The organism is Rhabdochlamydiaceae symbiont of Dictyostelium giganteum, from assembly GCF_964291045.1.
Lineage (GTDB): Bacteria > Chlamydiota > Chlamydiia > Chlamydiales > Rhabdochlamydiaceae > PALSA-1444.
Genome location: NZ_OZ197277.1, coordinates 856,675 through 874,944, shown reverse-complemented (window position 1 = coordinate 874,944; position 18,270 = coordinate 856,675). Strand labels below are relative to the sequence as shown.

Genomic DNA, 18,270 nt, shown 5'->3' with positions numbered 1-18,270 from the left:
AAAAAATGATTGCCGTGCGAGAATTCAACATAAGGGAGATTTTCTGATGCTAGTTGGCATGAATGCAATGGAAAGAGTTGAAGCAAATTTATCCCATAAACATCAAAAAATCTATAAAGAAATTCCAACATTCCTTCAAGCTCTTGTTTCAAATACATTTTTTTCTTCAGATGCCCCTCATGCTATTAAAATATCACAGCTTATTCTTGATATTATCGGAGAGCATTCGTACCCTTGTGATAAAAAAGTAGAAGAGTTTTTCACGGTTTTTTTAACAATGCCCTCTAATGATATTCATGATGATTTAATGAGCATATTAACCATTACTCAGCATGGATGCGGAGAGCTATTTTGGACCTGCTGCTCAACACAAAAACAGCAATATTACTCCCTATCAGAGCTAAAAGAAATCATCCAATCTTTTGAATCTATTCTTCCTTATATTCCTGTCCCAATCCCTGTATTTAAACCGTTCTTGCCTTACAACCGTGGAGGGAAAGAGCTTTTAATAAAGATCATTAAAACGCCATCTAAAATCGATGAGATAGTTCATCATAGTGTAAAAATGGATTCTCAAAAGGTAGAAAAATATTCCATTAAAACTTTAAGCCAAATGACTGGCAATTTTGATCAAATTAAATCATATGCCATTCGTTATATTGCTTCTCTTCACGAAAAAAACAGACTATCCATTGATATCTACTTAAAATTATTAAATGGTTTACAAAATCAACCCGAATACAAAAAATTCAATTTCTTAGAAAAAAAAGGAATTGTACTCCTTATCCTGATAACAACAACAGACACTATCAATCCCGTAACCGGGGCATATCATTTAGAACATCTTCAAGATCTTCTATTGCTTCTTTTAGAGATCCATGAAGAGTGCGGAGAAGAGATCATCATGACTTTTTCTCAGGCTCCAACTCTTTATCAAGGAGCTTTACTCAGTGAAGTAATAAGAGCTTTACAGCTGATTAAAATATTATGCAAAGATATAGATCTGCTTGATGATGTCATGACTCTATTGAGTTTATTTTTTGATTCACAATTCAATCTCTCTAAACTCATATCAAGACTTGAAAGGCTGAGAGAAGCCGGCCCAGCAAATGCACATCTACAACAAGATCTTGATACTTTAGATGCATTATTTAAGCGATTTTCAGGAAGTGATCACGACCCTCATGTTAAATTTCCTCTTTCTTTAGAAAAACAAAAAGAAGTGAGAGCTCAATATGAAAAAGTTCATGCTTATTGCGAAGAGTTCAAGCAATTTGATCTAAGCGCGCTTGTAACAGTTGCAAGAGAAATTCAATCAAAGACTCAAAAAGATGAAAATGATCTTCTTAAGTTAACAGCTATTGGACGCCTTGCTATTTTCTTAGAATTTGGCATGTACCTTTATCATACACAAATTTGTGCTGTACTTTCTCAACTCACTTATCCAAAAGGATCTGTAGCTCAAGTAAAAACGGGGGAGGGTAAGACAAAAGAAGTAACGCTTCTTGCCTTTATTCTGATTATGAAAGGAGCTTTTCAAGGACATATCATTTCCTCATCTCCCTCTCTTGCTATACGAGATCAGGAAGAACACATTCATTTTTTTAAAAAATTTGGAATTAAGACATCGCATATTTGTGAAAGAAGCCCCTTGAAAGATCGATTTCAGGCAGATATTTTATATGGAACGGCCACAGATTTTGAATTTGCGATCATGAGAGAGATGCTGTACTTTGAAAAGCTTTTTCCTCAAGAAAAGCCATTATCAGGTCAAAGATTTGATTGGGTTATTGTTGATGAAATTGATAATCTCACCATTGACACTTCGCGTAGCGGGGCAAGGCTAGCTACTGAGGCGCAAGTGACCTATGACTGGGTCTACATTCCTATTTTTCAATTTGTAAAAATGCATTTCAATGAAAATGACATTGCTCTCACCTCATCTGAAGAGTGGATCAAAAAGCTTCGATCTCGGCTTGAGACTTATCATGAAGGGAAATTTGCCGACCATGTTTCTTATTTTTTAGATAAAAAGCTCAGTTTATGGATGAAATCTGCTTTTTCAGCGCTTTTTGACCATCAGGAAAAAAGGGATTACATCATAGGCGTCGGAGAATCTGCTTATGGGAAAAAAGTTAATCAAATTTTAATTATTGACGTAAGTAATACAGGACGGGTTATGCATGGCATGCGGTGGCAAGCAGGTGTACATGAATTTCTTGAAGTGAAGCATGGTCTTGATGTGAGCCGGGAAAATATCTCCCCAATCTCCTTATCTCATCCCGTCTTTTATACAATGTATAGATCTTTATTTGGGATTACAGGCACCATTGGCTCTCATGTAGAAAGAGAAGAACTTAAAGAAGTTTATGATATCCATTCTTTTGATGTTCCAACTCACTTACCTCCTCAAAGAAAAGATAAGCCTATTGTTCTTGTAAAGACAAGGGAAGAATATCTTCAATTAATCATAAGAGCCATTAAAGAGTGCAAGCAACAAAAGAGACCTTTACTCGTTTTATGCTATAGCATTGAAGAAACCGAAATCATTGCAAAGCAGCTTGATCAAGAGCAAATTGTTTATGAATTACTCAATGAAGCTCAGAAAAAAACAGAAGAAGAGGTGATTCGTCAAGCAGGGTTAGCAGGTTCTACTACTCTTGCGACAAATACAGCAGGAAGAGGAACTGATATTAAGCTTTCAGAAGAGAGCCTTATGAATGGCGGCCTTCATGTAATTATAACCTTTTATCCTGAATCTGAACGTGTTGAGCTTCAGGCTAAAGGAAGAGCTGGAAGACAAGGACAGCCTGGATCATCGGAAATGATTCTTTTGATAGAAAAAATAGAAGGTAAGAACAAATTTGCTCATTTAAGTCATGACCAAATCATTTCTCATTTGCAAGAAGAGAGGCAACTTAAAGCAATTCAGCAAAAAGCGTCTCATTTGTGCCATGCAGAAGTTGAACGTGCAGCTTTTAAATTAAAAGAAGAATTTTATCAGATGCTTCATGTCTTTCATGAGATCTCTTCAAAAGATTTTTTCTCGTATAAAATTGCCAATTTTCTTAAAAATCGCCGTTTCTTAAAAAAGGTGGAAAGAGAATTTAAAGATTTAGGTCCAAAAGAAAAGCAAATGGCTCAAGAGGTATTAAAACTTTTAAACCAATCTAATAGCCAAATCACAGAGTGGGAAGTGATTATTCAACAGTTAATTGAAAGAGTTAAAGACCACATTATTAATGAATTTGCCGTAAATTTTCATTCCTTAATTGTAGATTTAGAGCAAGACTCGAGAGTAATGCTTTCTTTAATGACTTTAGAGTTGATTAAAGAGTCACAGAAAAAGCAATCTTTAGAAAAGGATTTTTCAGAAGAACTGAGTAATTTATTTTTAGAACATCTGATAAAAGAAAAAGCTATCTCTGCAATGAACTTGATTAAACAAGAGATGACACAGGCCTTTAATCAACAAAAAGAGAAGTGGAATCGGTATTTTAACCCTTCTGGGCAAGGGATTATTGAATACATTAATCTCTTACTTCACGTTAAGTTAGGATCAATTCAATAAAATCACCGTATCTAACTCTCATGTAAACTTAGCTCTTAAACTCAAATAAATCTTGGTAAAACAGGCAATTTTATCTTCTCTCCTTAAGAAAAGTGGTCAAAAGAATGAAAATACTCTACAATGAAGATCCGACTTAAGCAATAAGATAAGAGATAACTATGAGCGGAGCTTTTGAATGAACCTGATTTCTTCTCTATATCCCTCTCCTTCAACCTATTATCCCTTTTATCAAAATACATCTTTTACAGAATGCGGTGTCCTTTGGGTTTTAAGTAATGATACACTTAACCCTTGTCAGTACCAATCAAGAAAAATTATCAATCTAAGCTCTCTTAAAGAGTCATTAGCCTCTACTGATATTGATATCTTTGACCGTGAAGTGAACCCTCATTTCTCAAAAAGCGGATTTTTAGGAGAAATGAGTAAAGTCAAAAGAGCTCTTGCTTTATTAAGCGTGGTCACAATTTTTGCTCCTTTTGGATTGATATGGCATTTAGGTCAGGTGATCTATGATCGGGCTCTTCATACAGACAGTCATAAGCGCTCTCATTTAATGCAGTCTCTTATTTGTGAAATCAAATGGAGCCTAGCTTTTTTAGGCTCAGCGGCTTTCATGATTCAACTGATGAAGATAGGGTCTATTGCAGCCCGAATCTTTTTATCTCATTCCATTAAAAAAATTCCTCAAAATATCGTAACTTGCGCTCTTATCTTAGGGAGTGTATGGACCATGTCTCAGATCGCTTGCGCTTTGGTTAGATTCCTGATCAAATATCCGATGTCGTTAACATTAAAAGAAAAATTTGGAATTGTGGGCGAAAATGGATGGCTGCTTACTTCGCAAGAAAATAAAGCTTTAGAGCATGAGCATCTAGAGCAAGCGTGTGATCATATGCATATTCAGCAAGCTGTGAATTTGCTTTTACATTTTAGAGCTCTCTTTTCAAGAGTGGATTTTAGACCCTCCGATGAAGAGTTAATCACATTATGTAATCATCCCCAACTTTTTTTAAGTAATTTATATGGCTCTTTTAACCATGCTCAACAAAATTGGGCATACCGTCAAGTAATAGATGTTCTAGATGCCATAAATAGCTATGATTTAGCTACAGAGCTAACAGATGAATCCATTTTTTTTGAGGGGAGCTCCATCAGGAATTTTGCGCTATTTCCTTTTAGTACAGACGCTTGCAGGATGTATTTTGATAGATTACCTGAAGCTCAAAACCTTGAAGAGCGAAGCATGATTCTCCGCAGTTTTGATAGTTTATTAGAGATACTTCAGAGAACACGGATAGAAGAGGGAACGCCAGATCATTTACAACGTATGCAGCGTCAAGTTTTTGATATAAATACCCCCTATGAGGCTTTAGGCTGTGCCCGTACAGCAGAAGTGAAAGAGTATAAGAAAGCATATACCGAGCGCATATCGTATGTAAATCCAGAAATGGCAACTGATGAGTGGAAGCCTCTATCTCTTTCTTTATTTTTGCTACTTGATAGTGCTTATCGATATTGCATTTATACCGCCTCTTTTAATTCCAGCGCTCCTTCAGATTCAGAGGAATAAGTATTTTTATATTGAGGATCAATAGAGATTTAAGTCAATTTTTTCTCTGTTGTCTTATCATGTGAAAATATGTTTCTTAAATGCATTCATATTTTTTAACCCCCATATTTTTACTAAAAATACCCCAATACATGCCCCTTAAAATAATCTTGTTTATTCATTATCTATTTTTAATATGATCAATTAATTTTATTTTTATTTTGATAAAAATGAAAATATGATAAATATATAAATAGATCATAACCCTTTTAGTGTGTGAGTGAGAATGAAGCAGACAAAAATGATTTGTACAATAGGGCCGTCCTGTAACTCTTATGATCAAATCGTACGCTTAATTCAATCCGGAATGGATGTGGCAAGGATTAACCTCAGCCATGGATCTTATGAAGAACATGCACAGGTTATTCAGTTGATTAAAAAGGCAAGAGAGACGCTTCAAGTACAACTAGCCATTATGGTTGATACAAAGGGGCCTGAAATCCGGGTGGGAGAGATTGAAGGGGGAGGAAGAGATCTGAGTAATAACTTAGTTCTAGAGCTTGTCAAAGAGAAAAAAACACAAGGGCAAATTGAAATTCATCCACCTAATGTCATTGATAGGGTAAAGGATGGTATGCCTATTTTTTTTGATGATGGATCTCTTGAGGGAAAAATCATTCATCACACACAAGATCATATCCAGGTTAAGATGGTAAGATCTGGATTTTTAAAATCTCATAAGAGCGTTACTATTCCTCAAATGCAAAGAAGTCAGCAGCTGATGACAGAGCAAGATCAAAAGGATCTCCTTTTTGCCTCTCATCACGGTGTAGAATGGATTGCAGCTTCTTTCATTCAATCTGTTGATCACATCATGCAAATGCGATCATTTTTATTAGATCACGGAAAAAGCTCTATCTTGATCATGGCTAAAATTGAGTGCTTAGAAGCTGTTGAGCAGTTTAAAGATATTTTAGCCCATTCTGATGGCATCATGGTGGCAAGAGGGGATTTAGGAGTAGAGCTTCCTCTTGAAGAAGTTCCCTCACTACAAAAAATGATGACAAAAGCGTGTCAATTTATTCCTAAACCGATTGTGATTGCCACGCAAATGCTTGAATCGATGACTGTACATGCAAGACCCACAAGAGCTGAAGTGTCAGATGTTGCAAATGCTATCTATGATCACGCCTCAGCTGTCATGCTGTCTGCAGAAACAGCTGTTGGGGATTACCCTTTAGAATCGGCTTCTATGATGAAACAAATTATTCTTCAGATAGAAAAAGAGCTTTCTCAAGAGATTTATACCCCTTCATCTTGCCGAAAAGAGCTTTTAAATGCTCAAGCATCGATTGCACTAGCAGCTGTTGATGTTGCACATCAAATGAAAGCAGAAGGCATTGTTGTGTTTACACTGACAGGAGCGTCAGCTCGTCTCATCTCTAGCTTTAGGCCCCGCGTGCCGATCATTGCAGTCACAATCAGTGAAAGAGTGTATCATGAGCTCTCTCTTGAATGGGGAGTGATTAGCGTGAAAGTGCATGCAAGCGCCTCTTTTAAAGAAGCGCTTCAGTGTGCTTTTGATTTTGCTTTAGAGCGCAATCTTTTAAAAAAGGGAAGCTCTGTCATTACAACAGCTGGGGAGCCGTTTTGGATAGAGGGATCTACAGACAGACTCACCATTGAATCTATTCCTCTATAGCTTCATCGCATACGATAGAAGAGAAAGAGCGCAAATAGCAGCTGTTTCTGTTCTTAAGGTGTTTGTATGAAGCTGAATGCCTTTTCCTCCAAGCTGCCGGTGTAAAATCTTCTCTTCGTGATGAGAAAACCCTTTTTCAGGCCCAATGGCGATGATCACAGAGGAATCCATAACAGGCTCTAGTCTCACTGCTTGAGGGGTTAAAGATCCAAATAAGAGAAGATCACCGGGTTTTTTCCAATAAGAGAGGGGATCTTTTAACTGAATTTGAGGAAGGTAGAGTCTTCCTGACTGTTTAAGCGCTCCAATCATCAAATGATGAAGCCTTTCTAATTGCTGAGCTGAAAGCTCTTTTTTTTCACTACACTCTCCTGGATAGAGCCAAAATTGCGTGACGCCTAGCTCTGTCCCTTTTTCAATTACCCAGTCAAGAAGAGAGGGCCTAATGAGTGCTTGGGCTAAAATAAGCTCATAGGGGCCCTTGGGAGTAAAGCTTTGTTTCATTAAACAGATTGTTGTTCCAGATTTATCTAGCATCTCTACTCTACCTTGAGCTAAAAAACCCATTCCGTTGACGATTTCAACAGATTCTCCTTGTCTTACTTTCATCACATTTTGAAGATGGTGAGACTCTTCAAAGGTGAGAAGGAGTTTTTCTTGGTTAAAGGGCTGAGGAAGGAAAAAGCGATGGGAAGGCATAATGAAAAAATTCCTTAGGGTGTTTAAATTGGAGCACTTTTTGAACGCTCAGCCGTTTGTAGTGACGGTGTATTAGGGGGTTATTCGTAAAATCAATGAGGAGTTTAAATCTGTAATCTTTTTGCAAAATATCACGGATGTGATGATAAGGGATCACTTCAATCGATTCATGTGTAAAGTAGAGGTGAGCTGGAACAAAAATAGTGAGTTGTTCTGTAGGGTAAAGTGTGCGGAGATGAAGAGCGTATTCTTGAAGTGAGATCTCTTCTTTAAAAATGATGACAAGAGAATCTGATCTGCAAGAGGGCGTGAGCCCTTCTAAACGAGGCTGTTTCCATCTATTATGAATCCAGAGCCATTCACTAGGCGTTTCTAAGATACTTTTTTCAAATAGATCTAGCACCGCTTTCATTTGTAAAGAGGGATCGCCTTCTGGAAAAATCGGATCACTATAGTGAATGCGGTAGTGGTATTTTTCCCGTTTAATGGTAGCTACAATGATAGGGGAGCCGGTGCGTTCAGAAAGAAGTGCTGGAAGATTAGAGGTATAGGCTCTTCTTCCTAAAAAAGAGGAATAAAAGCTAGAACTTGGCATACTTTGATCTCCCACAATGCCTAAAAATTTCCCCGCTTTTAACGCTTGAAGACTTGCTTTATACGCCTTCTTTGGAGGGATGATCACACCTCCAAATTTTTGACGAAGCGTTAAGATCCACTCATAAAGGAGGTGATTTTGAATGGGTCTTCCAATTGCCACACCTGGCATACGGTAAGTTCCCTCTAGAAAAAGTATTTCCCAATTTGCTTGATGGCCACAGAAAAAAATCACCCCTTTCCCTTGATGAATCAAGTGACTCACCGTTTCAGAATTATCACAAAAGGCATTAATAATAGCTTTATCACGATAAAGCCTTGGGTACTCTAATGCGGTAATGGCAAGGTTTTGAAGAGACTGTTTTGCAAGAAGGATAATCTCATCATTTTTGAGGTTTAAAGAGGAGGCAAGCGCTAGATTAGAGAGCGACCGTTTACGGTATTTAGGGTAGTAGTAAAGAAGCCTTCCCACTTGTTTTCCAAGAAAATGAAGCACGGGGTAGGGCAAAAATTGCAAAGGAAAGGCAACAAGACGAAAGAGAGCGTAGTTTATCCAAAGCATAGCTTTTCAAAGTATAAGGAAGCATCTAGAGGAGTGACATTTAAGTAAATGCGCTCTTGTTTGCTGCCTAGGTCTATAAAACAAACTTTCTTTTGAAAAAAGAAAAACTTAATGCGCAGCAACTTTTTCACTAGATACATCTTGAATACAGATATGTTTGTGGTCAAGCTCGATCGCAAGATTGAGTTTTTCTGTTTGAGATTTAAAGATTTGAAACCGGTTCATATAGCTACGAAAACGGTTGCGTAAATACTCTTCTCTTTGTTTAGAAAAATTCGGATCTTCGTATCTCAGTTCTTCATCAGAGAGCAAAACAGAGACATATTTATCTTCAATCACTCTATGGTTTTGGCATTGGACACACCAATCGAGCTTATGTTGCTTGGGGTGCACTAAGATCGAGATCTGAAGCATTTCTTGAACAAGCTCTACAAATAACCGGCTAGCGCCTTTGATAAAAAGAGGGCCACGGATCATATAGATACCGTGAACTCTTTCAATGAGTCCGCTTGTTGCAATCGAGTACATATCAGGATTGAGATAGTGGCTATGTTCGATGGGGAAAAAAAGAGCAATGGGGATAGGCTTTGCAATCGCATGAAAATCAGATTTTACAAAGTCAATTCTGAGCTCTTGAGCTTGAGGATCATCGATGACAAGAGGCCGATCAGAAATAGAGGGGAGAATGATTTCTTTCCAAGCGTTTGGAACAATGAAAGACACTTCATCAGAAGTGGTTGTGGCCTCATCAAGATTCATCCGGGTGATATCATTTAGGTTAAAGGTAAGGTTCACGCCTTTAGCTTTAATCTGCTTAATTTTTTCTTCCGGGCCACTCACTGTAATGGATAGTCTATAAGGCCAAACATCTAAAAATTGATAGTCTCTAGGAGCTTCTCCAATGGGATGGGTGACAATAATAGGGATTTTTTCTGTGACAAGCCTTGTAAATGAAACAGAAAACCTTTGGTTAAGGATTCTTTTAATGGCTTTAGAAAGATCGACATCAGGATTGAGGGAAACGAGATTTTTACTTGAAATCATCGCAGTCCATTCATCAGATTTATCTGTTGCATCAAGAACCACTTCTAAATCGTTTGATGTTAAGTCTTTTAAGATGTTTTTATTGCCGTATAAGGTGAGCGGTATCCGGTTTAAAAGCATATTATTAGGAAGAAGTCCATCAACTGTCATCCCTTCAGGAATATTAATGAGCCTAACAGCGATGTTTTCAAGTGTTTTGGTCGTTGTGAGAGATTCATTTACAAGAATCCAAAGAGCTGCTGTTAGCATGAGAGAAATGAGTTTTCTTTGCCAATGATCAAAAAAAAGAGAGCGTAAAAAATCCATTAAAATCCCATCCATTCTTTAATACGAGAACGTTTACGTTTAGGCTTCATTGCAGAAGAGCTGTAAATGCTGTGAAGTATCCCTTTAAACTGATTGATTTTTACACCTCTTGAAATCACCCCATCTCTTGCAAGAGAGACTTTTCCTGTTTCTTCAGAGATAGCAATCACAAGGGCATTGGTTGTTTGAGAAATACCAAGTGCTGCTCTGTGACGTGTTCCCATGGAACTTGACACTTCAATCATTTCATTGGCAAGAGGTAAAATGACAGCAGCTGCTACAATTGTCATTTCTCTAATGATGACAGCTCCATCATGTAAAGGAGTTGAAGGAGAAAAGATTGTTTCTAAAAGCTCTGAAGAAAAATTGGCATTAAGCATTACAGCTTTTTGCGCAAAATCATCTAACCTATCGGTATATTCTAGAGCGACTAAAGCTCCCATCTTTTTTTCAGATAGTTTATAGATCGAGTTGGTGAGTTGATCTAGAAACTTATCAAACGCTGTAATTTCACGGTAACGCTTACCTTTAACACTGAGCTTAGAAAGAGCTACTCTAAGTTCTGGTTGAAAAATGATCACAAGACCCACTGCTGCAATATTTGCCAGGTTTGTCATGATAGTATAAAGAACTGGGAGCCCTAAAACGGAGCTGATGGCAAAAATAATAAAAAAGGCAAGAACTCCAATCAAAAGATCCATGGACCTTGTATTCCAGAAAAAGGACAACAGGTAGTTCAGGATGAAGGCGATCACGCCAATCTCAATCAAAGGTGTAAGAATATCGATGATGTTCATGCTATTTATTTAACAGGTAAGCTCATTTTAGAGAGAGACTAACTTATAATCAATGGGATCCAAGAAGCTCTTTTAAAAGACCAATTTAGTGTCTTATTCTACTTGGTAATGAATATAAAAATCAATTAAATAAGATCTAAAAAGAAGAGAGGGAAAACTTTGATGTAAAACAAGGGAATTAAGCTGAAAAGCCGACTACTTTTTGATAGCAAAGAAGTAAGTGATCCACTCCATTCATGGCGCGGTGAGGGTTTTCTTCAGGGGGAAGATGATATACAGCTGCAATTTTATTTTTTGAAAAGCCTGTTTTCCACGGCAGTTGAGCTGCATTAAAAGCGCCTGCTTGAATAGCTAGTGTCCAATACATCGATGCCATATCAAGCCAGTAGTAAGGCCATTTAAAGTTTTCTTGAATCGATGGGTCAATCAACTGGGAAAAAAACACTCTATCAAAAGAGGGGTTTTGACAAATAAAAACGGCATTATCACGGTGGATACGATTTTTTTGTAATAATTGTGTGATTTCAAGAGAAGCTTTCGCGGGGAGAATGCCTTGCATCATCATCTCATAAGTAAAGCCATTAACTTCAAGGCTATCAGGATCGCTTAATTCCCAAATATTTAAAGGGTGCTTAATGATCGTTGAGTATTGATCTAAAACATCTCCTGTTGAGAGATCAACAATTTTAAAAGCAATCTCTAGGACTTTATGGATGAAGAAGTTCAATCCATTAGTCTCTGTATCAAGGAAAATACCGCGCACAAGTTACCTCTTAAGCAAAATGACAGAGTTTCTCTTCTCATCTAAACTATTAAACGTAGCAAGATTGATGGCTTTATGTCAAAAGAGGTTTAGTTTTTCTCTTAAAAAAACCGTAAAAGAGAGCGTAAGTTGCTGTTTTTACGTCTTTTAATCAGATTTTTTATCAAAAAAATGGCATGGGTTAAAAAGGGAGAACTCTCTCTATTGAGAATCTAGATTTTTCTTAAAAGGCTTTCTCCCTTTCCGTTTTAGGAAAAAAATCCCCCACTTTATGATTTTTTAAATCATAAAATAGAGAGGTTTCTTATGAAATAAATATATAAAAAGAGTGCTTTGTAATAATACTAATTGAAAGCGAGGGTATTTGATTGAATGGAATGTCTTTATTCATTAACATCAAATCAAAACAGTATGGAGTTTTTAATGGAAATTAGGTTATTGGTTAGTAAACATAATTTTGAAGTTCAAGCCAAAATCATCACGGGTGATGATCAAACTCGGACCACTGAAATTCTCTATTCAAGGCTTAAAAATCGCATTAAACTTTCGGGAATTGGCGTTCCTCAAGATTTGAGAACAGAAGAAATGATTGCAAAGAAAAAATTCACTCTTCATCTCACAGATTTAGAACAAGATCCTCATTTTTTTACCCAAATATTTGAAAAAGTGCTTTGTGAAGGAGAACTTGTTCCTCAAAGTTGTTATTGGAGTTCTCCTGATCAATATATTGATGCAGATTCAGAGAAAAAGAAAAAAGAAGAGGGGATGAAAAAAGTCTCTCTTCAATTAGAGAAAGATATCGATATTGCTGAATCCAAGAATATGACATTTTGGGAGCAAATCCAAGAACGTGTGGATGTTCAAGAAGAGGGTACTACTCAGCAACCAGATATTCATCCTCTTCATCAAAAAGTGCATAAAATTCCAGCAGCTAAACCTTTCATACCCTCTCATTTTAAGACAAAAAGAGAGCCTCTGATAGATAAAAAAGTATAACTCAAAATTTTTTGAGATCTCTCGGGCTATTTTCTTTAATCTTAAAAAGAAAATAGCCTTATATGAGTGAAGGATTTATTTAGTCATTTAAATAGCTTTCCTCTTCATCTAGGCTATTTCCTTCTTCATACTTTTCTTTAATTTCACTAGCAAGCTCAGTCATTGTCTTATTTGATGTACGCAGCATTTTTCCAATATCTGTTATCCAGTCACAGATTTTTTCTTGGTCAATATCATCCTTACTGCCTAAATTATTTTTATCTTTAAAGCACTCTTGTAAAATTTGAACATACCGATTGCAACACTCTTCTGAAAAAAGCACTTGAATCTCTTCATCTGCTGTAGAAAAAGAGGCACTTTCACATAGATCTTCTATCGATTCAAGATAACCGATATTTAAGAACCCTTTAGAATTGTGCATGCAGTGCTCATGATCAATACCATAGGCAGTGTATTGATCATCTTTTTTTAAAAATAAAATATTAGAGCCGCTTCGATCTTGATTTGCAAAGAGAAGATCAAAAACAAGCAATTTTTGTAGAGAATTTGTGAGTGAGGGGTAAAGATCATCTTCAATTTTTTGCAAAGGAACAGCTCCTGGAATAAAAGGTTGAATCACGCCTTTAACTCCTCTAATTTCTATTAAATAAACAGCGGGTATAGGGAACTTTTGATGGTAATTCATTTGAAATGCGTAATGCTCAAAATCTTTCAGATCATTGGCCTCAGAAGAAGCATCTTGAGAATTATCAATTGCTGGCTTGAAAACCCACTCAGGTGTCACATTTTTATTACCAAGAATCATAAAGGTAGGATTGGCATTTGAACATTCAAACCAATCAAACGCTGTATAGAGAGGGCCCTCTTGAATCACTTTTTGAATTTTTTCGCTAGGTGCTGTTTCTAAAAACTCTGAGATTGGAAATAAGGTTTCATAGTCTTCCCTAGCCTTTTGCATATATTTTGCACTCTCTTTCATGATTTCAAGGAAAGAAAGACCTGAAGGCAACCGGCTTAAACATAAAGAGAGGCTCTCTATAACCTGAAAAGGGTGCGGATCAATATAAGGATTTGGGTTTGCATTTGCTGCTAATACCGAAGAGCTAAGATCCTCACTTACTAGAGCTTTAGAAACCTCATGAATAAAATTTTCTGTAATGAGCTCATTTTTAAGATACGATTTTAGTGATAGGATAAGCTGCTTAATGATGTCTGCCTGGGAAAGAGAAAAATCAATAGAAGTTCCATATTGCAAGGTTATATTTTTAATTATGGTTGCTGCGTCATTAAAACTTAAACGAAGAGCGGATGGGTGAGAAGCTTTGATTTTTTTATTAAATAGAGATGATTTAGCCTTAGTGGATTTTTTATGGGAAGAAGAGGAGTGTGGGGGGGCTAGAGAAGGTGAATTATCATCTGAAAATTGAGAGGGGATAGTAAAGGGTTTATTTTTAACTGGAGTGATTTTTCCTAAAGACTTCATCTTTACAAAGTAAGATGATTTTTTAGAAGTCTCTAAAGAGGGAAGGAATTTTAAAGGTGCAGCCTTACTTTCAGTGAGGTGAGGAACACCAAACGGTTGCTTTTTACTAGAAGCTGATGACTTCAGCCTTTCTTGAGAATAGGTTGCTGTATTAGTAGTAGTTGTTGTTCTTGAAGTTTCACTACTTCTTTGAGAAGGCGTTAAACTTGGGCTCTCTTGATCTTTTAGCTCTATAAAAGTTGCAGGTTCTTTCTTGGATGTTTTTTTCCTGGATTCAAGAGCTTCATTTGCAACTTTTGATATTGCAGAAGAAGTGGTAACGCTTTTTTCTGAGCTAGGAGTAGTGCTTTCTTTTTTAGCTGTAAGCTTTTGAGATCTGTTGATTTCCATGAAACCTCTTCTTTTTCAAACAAATAATTAAATATTGAATATTTAATTACATTTAATTGCGAGTATACACTATTTCTTCGTCATAATCACTATCTCTTTATTCCTATGAATACTTAAAAAAGCAAGAACTCTTTTGTACTGCTCTAGAGAGGGTATCTCGTAGCACAGATAAGGAAATAAGATACTTATCTAGCATACGATGAATGAAGAGAAGAGTTTACCTTTTATCAAAGTCTCCTGCTCGATATAATCTGCTTATGTTGTGGAAAGATTTAAAAAATAAGATTTTGAGTTATAGCTTAGAGCAAAAGCTATTTATCCTGTGTGCAATGGTATGTGGCTTTTGCATTATGGCAGACTATGGAATTGTAAGACCTATTAGCCATAGCGTCTTCCTCTCAACATATGGAAGTGATGTCTTTCCTTATGTGTGGATTGCAGTGGTTCCCTTTAACTTCTTGATCATTGAGCTCTATAATCGGTTTCTCCCAAGACTTGGGATTTATAAGATGTTTTACACCATCTTAGGAATTATACTCGTTGTGAATGGCTTTGCAGCCTTTTTTATGACCCAAATCCCCAGCTTTCCATTTCTTTTTTATATCTGGAAAGAAGTGTATGTCATGCTTCTTTTTCAACAGCTATGGTCGATGATTCACTCAACAATTAAAATGCAAGAAGCGAAGTACCTCTACGGTCTTTTCTTTGCCTTTGGGGGACTTGGAGCCACTTGTGGTAATAAATTTATTGATCAGTTTGCCGTCAAAGCAGGCAGTCAAAATCTCCTCTTTGCAAGTCTTCCGCTCATGCTTGTTTTAGGCTTAAGCTTTTACAACGTGTTAAAATATTCATTAGTGGAAGAAAAAACTTCTAAAGAAGTGAAAGTGAACAACTTTTTAGAAGGGTGTAAGCTGATTGCAAACTCCAAATATTTGGGATTTATTCTCTCCATTGTCGTACTGATGCAAGTTGTCACAACGCTCATTTATTATCAGTTTAATTTATCTCTTGAGCAGTCTGTTTTAAGCCTTGATGCAAGAACTGAGCACTGCGGTTATGTATTTGGAATCGCAAACTCTCTAAGTCTCATTTTACAAATTATTGGCTCCTTTCTTTTGGTGCAATTTTTAGGGATCAGGAAAAGTCATCTTTCGATGCCGCTTCTTCTTTGCCTTAATATGGCAGGATCGATTGTATTTCCTTCCTTTGGAATGGTGACTGCTGCCTTTATTGTGATTAAAGCGCTTGATTTTTCTATTTTTGGAGTCCTTAAAGAAATGCTCTATGTGCCGCTAAGACAAGAAGAGAAATTTCAAGCCAAAGCGATCATTGATGTGTTTGCTTACCGAAGTGCAAAAGCTTTAGCTTCATGTTTGATTTTATTTTTGCAAATGGTTGGATTTTCAGATATGGTCTCTACACTTTCATGGCTTGCCTTTATTCTTCTTCTTGTTTGGATATTTCTTGTTGCAAGAATGTTCCCTTCAGAAAAAACAACAACCGCACTACAGCCTCATATTCCTGTAGAAAAATAAGCTGTTTCTGATTAAACATAAATTATGACAAATGCTTTAAAGCCTTGGGAAATTTTGTCAGATCCTTTACGTAATAAAGGGTCTGCATTTACAGATAGAGAAAGAGTAGAATTTAAACTGCATGGAAGGCTACCTTTTCACGTCTCTACTTTAGATGAGCAGGTACAAAGAAGGTATTTAAACTTTAAAGCTCAAGAGTCTAGCCTTTCAAAGAACCTTTTTTTATCTGCTCTTCATAGCCGTAATACGACCTTATTTTATAAGCTTGTTTTAACGCATATCCAGGAAATGCTCCCTTTTATCTATACACCTACAATAGGGGAGTACTCCCTCAATTTTAGCCATCTTTACACAGAGCCTACAGGCCTTTATTTAAGTTATCCTCTCAAAGATCAATTAGATATGCTCTTTTCAGTAAGAGAGGATTTTGATATTGACGTGATTGTCATCACTGATGGCGAGCGTATTTTAGGACTGGGGGACTTAGGAGTTGGAGGGATTGCTATCCCCATTGGAAAACTCTCTCTTTATACACTGTTTGGAGGGATTCATCCTAAAAAGACGCTTCCAATTATCATTGACGTGGGAACAGATAATCAAGAGCTTCTCAATGACCCTCTGTATTTAGGGTGGAGGCATCCTCGTATCAAAGGAGAAGCTTATGATACATTTTTAGAGCAGATTGTTTTAACCATTCAAAAATGGTATCCCCATGCTCTTTTACAGTGGGAAGATTTTGGAAGGGATCATGCGGCTCCTTTATTAGAGAAATATCAAAATGTGATTTGCTCGTTTAATGACGACATCCAAGGGACAGCAGCTGTTGTTCTTGCAGCTTTGCATGCAGCTGTTAAACTTAAAAAAGAAAATTTATCTCAGCAAAAGATTGTTATTTTTGGCGGAGGATCTGCAGGCATTGGTATTTGTCACTATCTTGTAGGGGCTATGAAAGCTTTAGGTGTGTCTTACGAAGAAGCTATTCAATCCATTTATGTGGTAGATATTCAAGGGCTTATTCATACAGAGCTTACTTATATACCTCCTCATCAACGCCCTTTTGCAAGAGATTACGATGAGCTTAAAAGTTGGAAACAAACAGATTCCTCTTATTTTTCTCTTCTAGATGTTATTCAGGCAGTTCAGCCTCATATCTTAATTGGAGTGTCAGCACAACCTGGGGCCTTTAATGAAGAGGTGATTCGGTGCATGGGAAAATTACATGCAACACCCATTATCTTTCCTTTATCAAATCCCACAAGCAAGAGCGAAGCACACCCTCAGGACATTTTAGCTTGGACAGAAGGAAGATCTCTCATTGCAACAGGAAGCCCTTATACAGATGTTTTTTATCAAGGTAATATAGTAACTATTAATCAGTGTAATAATGCCTATATTTTTCCAGGAGTGGGTTTAGGCGTTGTGGCCTGTAAAGCCAAAAAAGTGACAGATACGATGTTTTATAAAGCTGCAGAAGTGCTTAGCAATCACTCTCCTCTATTAAAAAATGAGGGAGGATCACTCTTTCCTTCCTTTACATCGTTAAGAGAGATTTCTGAATTGATTGCTTTAGCAGTCATTCAAGTGGCTCAAGAAGAGGGGCTTTCTCCACTTACTAATGAAGAAAGCCAAAAACAGATGATCAAAGATACAGTATGGTATCCAGATTATGAAGAAGAGAGACTTTGAATTGCTGCTGTATAACTTGGCTCATCTGTAATCTCAGGTACAAGTTCTTCATAAATTACTGTGTTATCTTCACTTAAAACAAAAACAGCTCTTGCACAAAGCCCTGAAAGAGGCCCTTCTTGAATATAAACGCCGTACTCACCAGCCACTAAGATATCCCGGAATAACGAGAGAAAAACAACCCTATCATAATGCGCTGTATCACTTAAGCAAAGACGTTTAAGGGCAGGAGGAAGGTCAAGGGAGCAATAAATGATCACAGCTTCTGGATGTGCTTTCATCTGCTCGTTGAATTTTTTTGCTGAAAGTGAGCAAACAGGAGTATCTAGACTTGGAGCAAAGCAAATGATCTTCTTTTTCCCTTTAAATGCCTCTAATGATCTGGGTTGAAAGTTCGTATCAACACCTGAAAGGGCTGGCGCTTTAGAATGCATGGCTGGTAATTGTCCTGCTAGATGCACAGGTTTTCCTTGAAAATTAACGGTTCCCACTACAAACTCCTTATTGGTAAAGAGGAGTACTTTAAAATATCGTAGGGGATATTGCAATGTTATTTTGTTCTAGAAAAAAATAGCTCCTTTTAAGCAACCTAA

At 36.9% G+C, this 18,270-nt stretch carries 13 protein-coding genes; 6 read left to right on the top strand and 7 right to left on the bottom strand.

The features are described from left to right. The first annotated feature begins 46 nt into the window (after positions 1-46). The 3 genes from ACI7T6_RS03015 to pyk all read left to right on the top strand — a co-directional run bounded on the left by ACI7T6_RS03015 (position 47) and on the right by pyk (position 6,822). Positions 47-3,571, top strand: a complete 3,525-nt coding sequence (locus ACI7T6_RS03015) for a hypothetical protein (RefSeq protein WP_404666114.1) — start codon at positions 47-49, stop codon at positions 3,569-3,571. 175 nt (positions 3,572-3,746) lie between these two features. Further along, a complete protein-coding gene (locus ACI7T6_RS03010; RefSeq protein WP_404666113.1) occupies positions 3,747-5,141 on the top strand; it encodes a hypothetical protein in 1,395 nt (464 codons plus the stop codon). Positions 5,142-5,406: 265 nt separating this feature from the next. Further along, positions 5,407-6,822: a pyruvate kinase gene (gene pyk, locus ACI7T6_RS03005; protein ID WP_404666112.1), complete on the top strand. Its 1,416-nt coding sequence runs from the start codon at positions 5,407-5,409 to the stop codon at positions 6,820-6,822. On the opposite strand, the gene ACI7T6_RS03000 is transcribed toward pyk, so the two are convergent. The 5 genes from ACI7T6_RS03000 to ACI7T6_RS02980 all read right to left on the bottom strand — a co-directional run bounded on the left by ACI7T6_RS03000 (position 6,817) and on the right by ACI7T6_RS02980 (position 11,587). After that, complete coding sequence (locus ACI7T6_RS03000; protein WP_404666111.1) at positions 6,817-7,521, bottom strand: RsmE family RNA methyltransferase; 705 nt, start codon at positions 7,519-7,521, stop codon at positions 6,817-6,819. The genes pyk and ACI7T6_RS03000 overlap by 6 nt on opposite strands. Continuing rightward, positions 7,484-8,677 carry a lysophospholipid acyltransferase family protein gene (locus ACI7T6_RS02995; RefSeq protein WP_404666110.1) on the bottom strand — a complete coding sequence of 398 codons (1,194 nt, stop codon included), beginning with the start codon at positions 8,675-8,677 and terminating at the stop codon, positions 7,484-7,486. Before ACI7T6_RS02995 ends, ACI7T6_RS03000 begins: the two co-directional genes overlap by 38 nt. Positions 8,678-8,785: 108 nt before the next feature. After that, positions 8,786-10,027, bottom strand: a complete 1,242-nt coding sequence (locus ACI7T6_RS02990; RefSeq protein ID WP_404666109.1) for a YbbR-like domain-containing protein — start codon at positions 10,025-10,027, stop codon at positions 8,786-8,788. Further along, positions 10,027-10,824, bottom strand: coding sequence for a diadenylate cyclase CdaA (gene cdaA, locus ACI7T6_RS02985; protein WP_404666108.1), 798 nt, complete (start codon positions 10,822-10,824; stop codon positions 10,027-10,029). Before cdaA ends, ACI7T6_RS02990 begins: the two co-directional genes overlap by 1 nt. Positions 10,825-11,002: 178 nt before the next feature. Further along, positions 11,003-11,587, bottom strand: coding sequence for a 3'-5' exonuclease (locus ACI7T6_RS02980; RefSeq protein ID WP_404666107.1), 585 nt, complete (start codon positions 11,585-11,587; stop codon positions 11,003-11,005). Positions 11,588-12,010: 423 nt separating this feature from the next. Between ACI7T6_RS02980 and ACI7T6_RS02975 the strand changes: the two genes are divergently transcribed. Next, entirely contained in the window at positions 12,011-12,583 is a 573-nt protein-coding gene (locus ACI7T6_RS02975; protein WP_404666106.1) for a hypothetical protein, read from the top strand. A 79-nt stretch (positions 12,584-12,662) separates the two neighbouring features. Here ACI7T6_RS02975 and ACI7T6_RS02970 read toward each other — a convergent pair whose 3' ends face one another. Then, entirely contained in the window at positions 12,663-14,456 is a 1,794-nt protein-coding gene (locus ACI7T6_RS02970; protein WP_404666105.1) for a hypothetical protein, read from the bottom strand. A 350-nt stretch (positions 14,457-14,806) separates the two neighbouring features. On the opposite strand from ACI7T6_RS02970, the gene ACI7T6_RS02965 reads away from it, so the two are divergent. Further along, complete coding sequence (locus ACI7T6_RS02965; protein WP_404666104.1) at positions 14,807-15,991, top strand: Npt1/Npt2 family nucleotide transporter; 1,185 nt, start codon at positions 14,807-14,809, stop codon at positions 15,989-15,991. Positions 15,992-16,015: 24 nt separating this feature from the next. Further along, the gene (locus ACI7T6_RS02960) at positions 16,016-17,677 is read left to right on the top strand and encodes an NAD-dependent malic enzyme (protein ID WP_404666103.1); all 1,662 of its coding nucleotides are present in this window, start codon (positions 16,016-16,018) and stop codon (positions 17,675-17,677) included. Here the strand turns inward: ACI7T6_RS02960 and tpx are convergent. Then, positions 17,656-18,168 carry a thiol peroxidase gene (gene tpx / locus ACI7T6_RS02955; protein WP_404666102.1) on the bottom strand — a complete coding sequence of 171 codons (513 nt, stop codon included), beginning with the start codon at positions 18,166-18,168 and terminating at the stop codon, positions 17,656-17,658. The two genes, ACI7T6_RS02960 and tpx, sit on opposite strands and share 22 nt — an antisense overlap. Positions 18,169-18,270 lie beyond the last annotated feature (102 nt).

Bases quoted from the DNA above. Each gene is read 5' to 3' on its own strand.
- ACI7T6_RS02975 (WP_404666106.1), top strand. From the start codon at position 12,011: ATGGAAATTAGGTTATTGGTTAGTAAACATAATTTTGAAGTTCAAGCC.
- cdaA (WP_404666108.1), bottom strand. From the start codon at position 10,824: ATGAACATCATCGATATTCTTACACCTTTGATTGAGATTGGCGTGATC.
- ACI7T6_RS02995 (WP_404666110.1), bottom strand. From the start codon at position 8,677: ATGCTTTGGATAAACTACGCTCTCTTTCGTCTTGTTGCCTTTCCTTTG.
- ACI7T6_RS02960 (WP_404666103.1), top strand. From the start codon at position 16,016: ATGACAAATGCTTTAAAGCCTTGGGAAATTTTGTCAGATCCTTTACGT.
- ACI7T6_RS03015 (WP_404666114.1), top strand. From the start codon at position 47: ATGCTAGTTGGCATGAATGCAATGGAAAGAGTTGAAGCAAATTTATCC.
- ACI7T6_RS03010 (WP_404666113.1), top strand. From the start codon at position 3,747: ATGAACCTGATTTCTTCTCTATATCCCTCTCCTTCAACCTATTATCCC.
- ACI7T6_RS03000 (WP_404666111.1), bottom strand. From the start codon at position 7,521: ATGCCTTCCCATCGCTTTTTCCTTCCTCAGCCCTTTAACCAAGAAAAA.
- ACI7T6_RS02990 (WP_404666109.1), bottom strand. From the start codon at position 10,027: ATGGATTTTTTACGCTCTCTTTTTTTTGATCATTGGCAAAGAAAACTC.
- ACI7T6_RS02965 (WP_404666104.1), top strand. From the start codon at position 14,807: ATGGCAGACTATGGAATTGTAAGACCTATTAGCCATAGCGTCTTCCTC.
- pyk (WP_404666112.1), top strand. From the start codon at position 5,407: ATGAAGCAGACAAAAATGATTTGTACAATAGGGCCGTCCTGTAACTCT.
- ACI7T6_RS02970 (WP_404666105.1), bottom strand. From the start codon at position 14,456: ATGGAAATCAACAGATCTCAAAAGCTTACAGCTAAAAAAGAAAGCACT.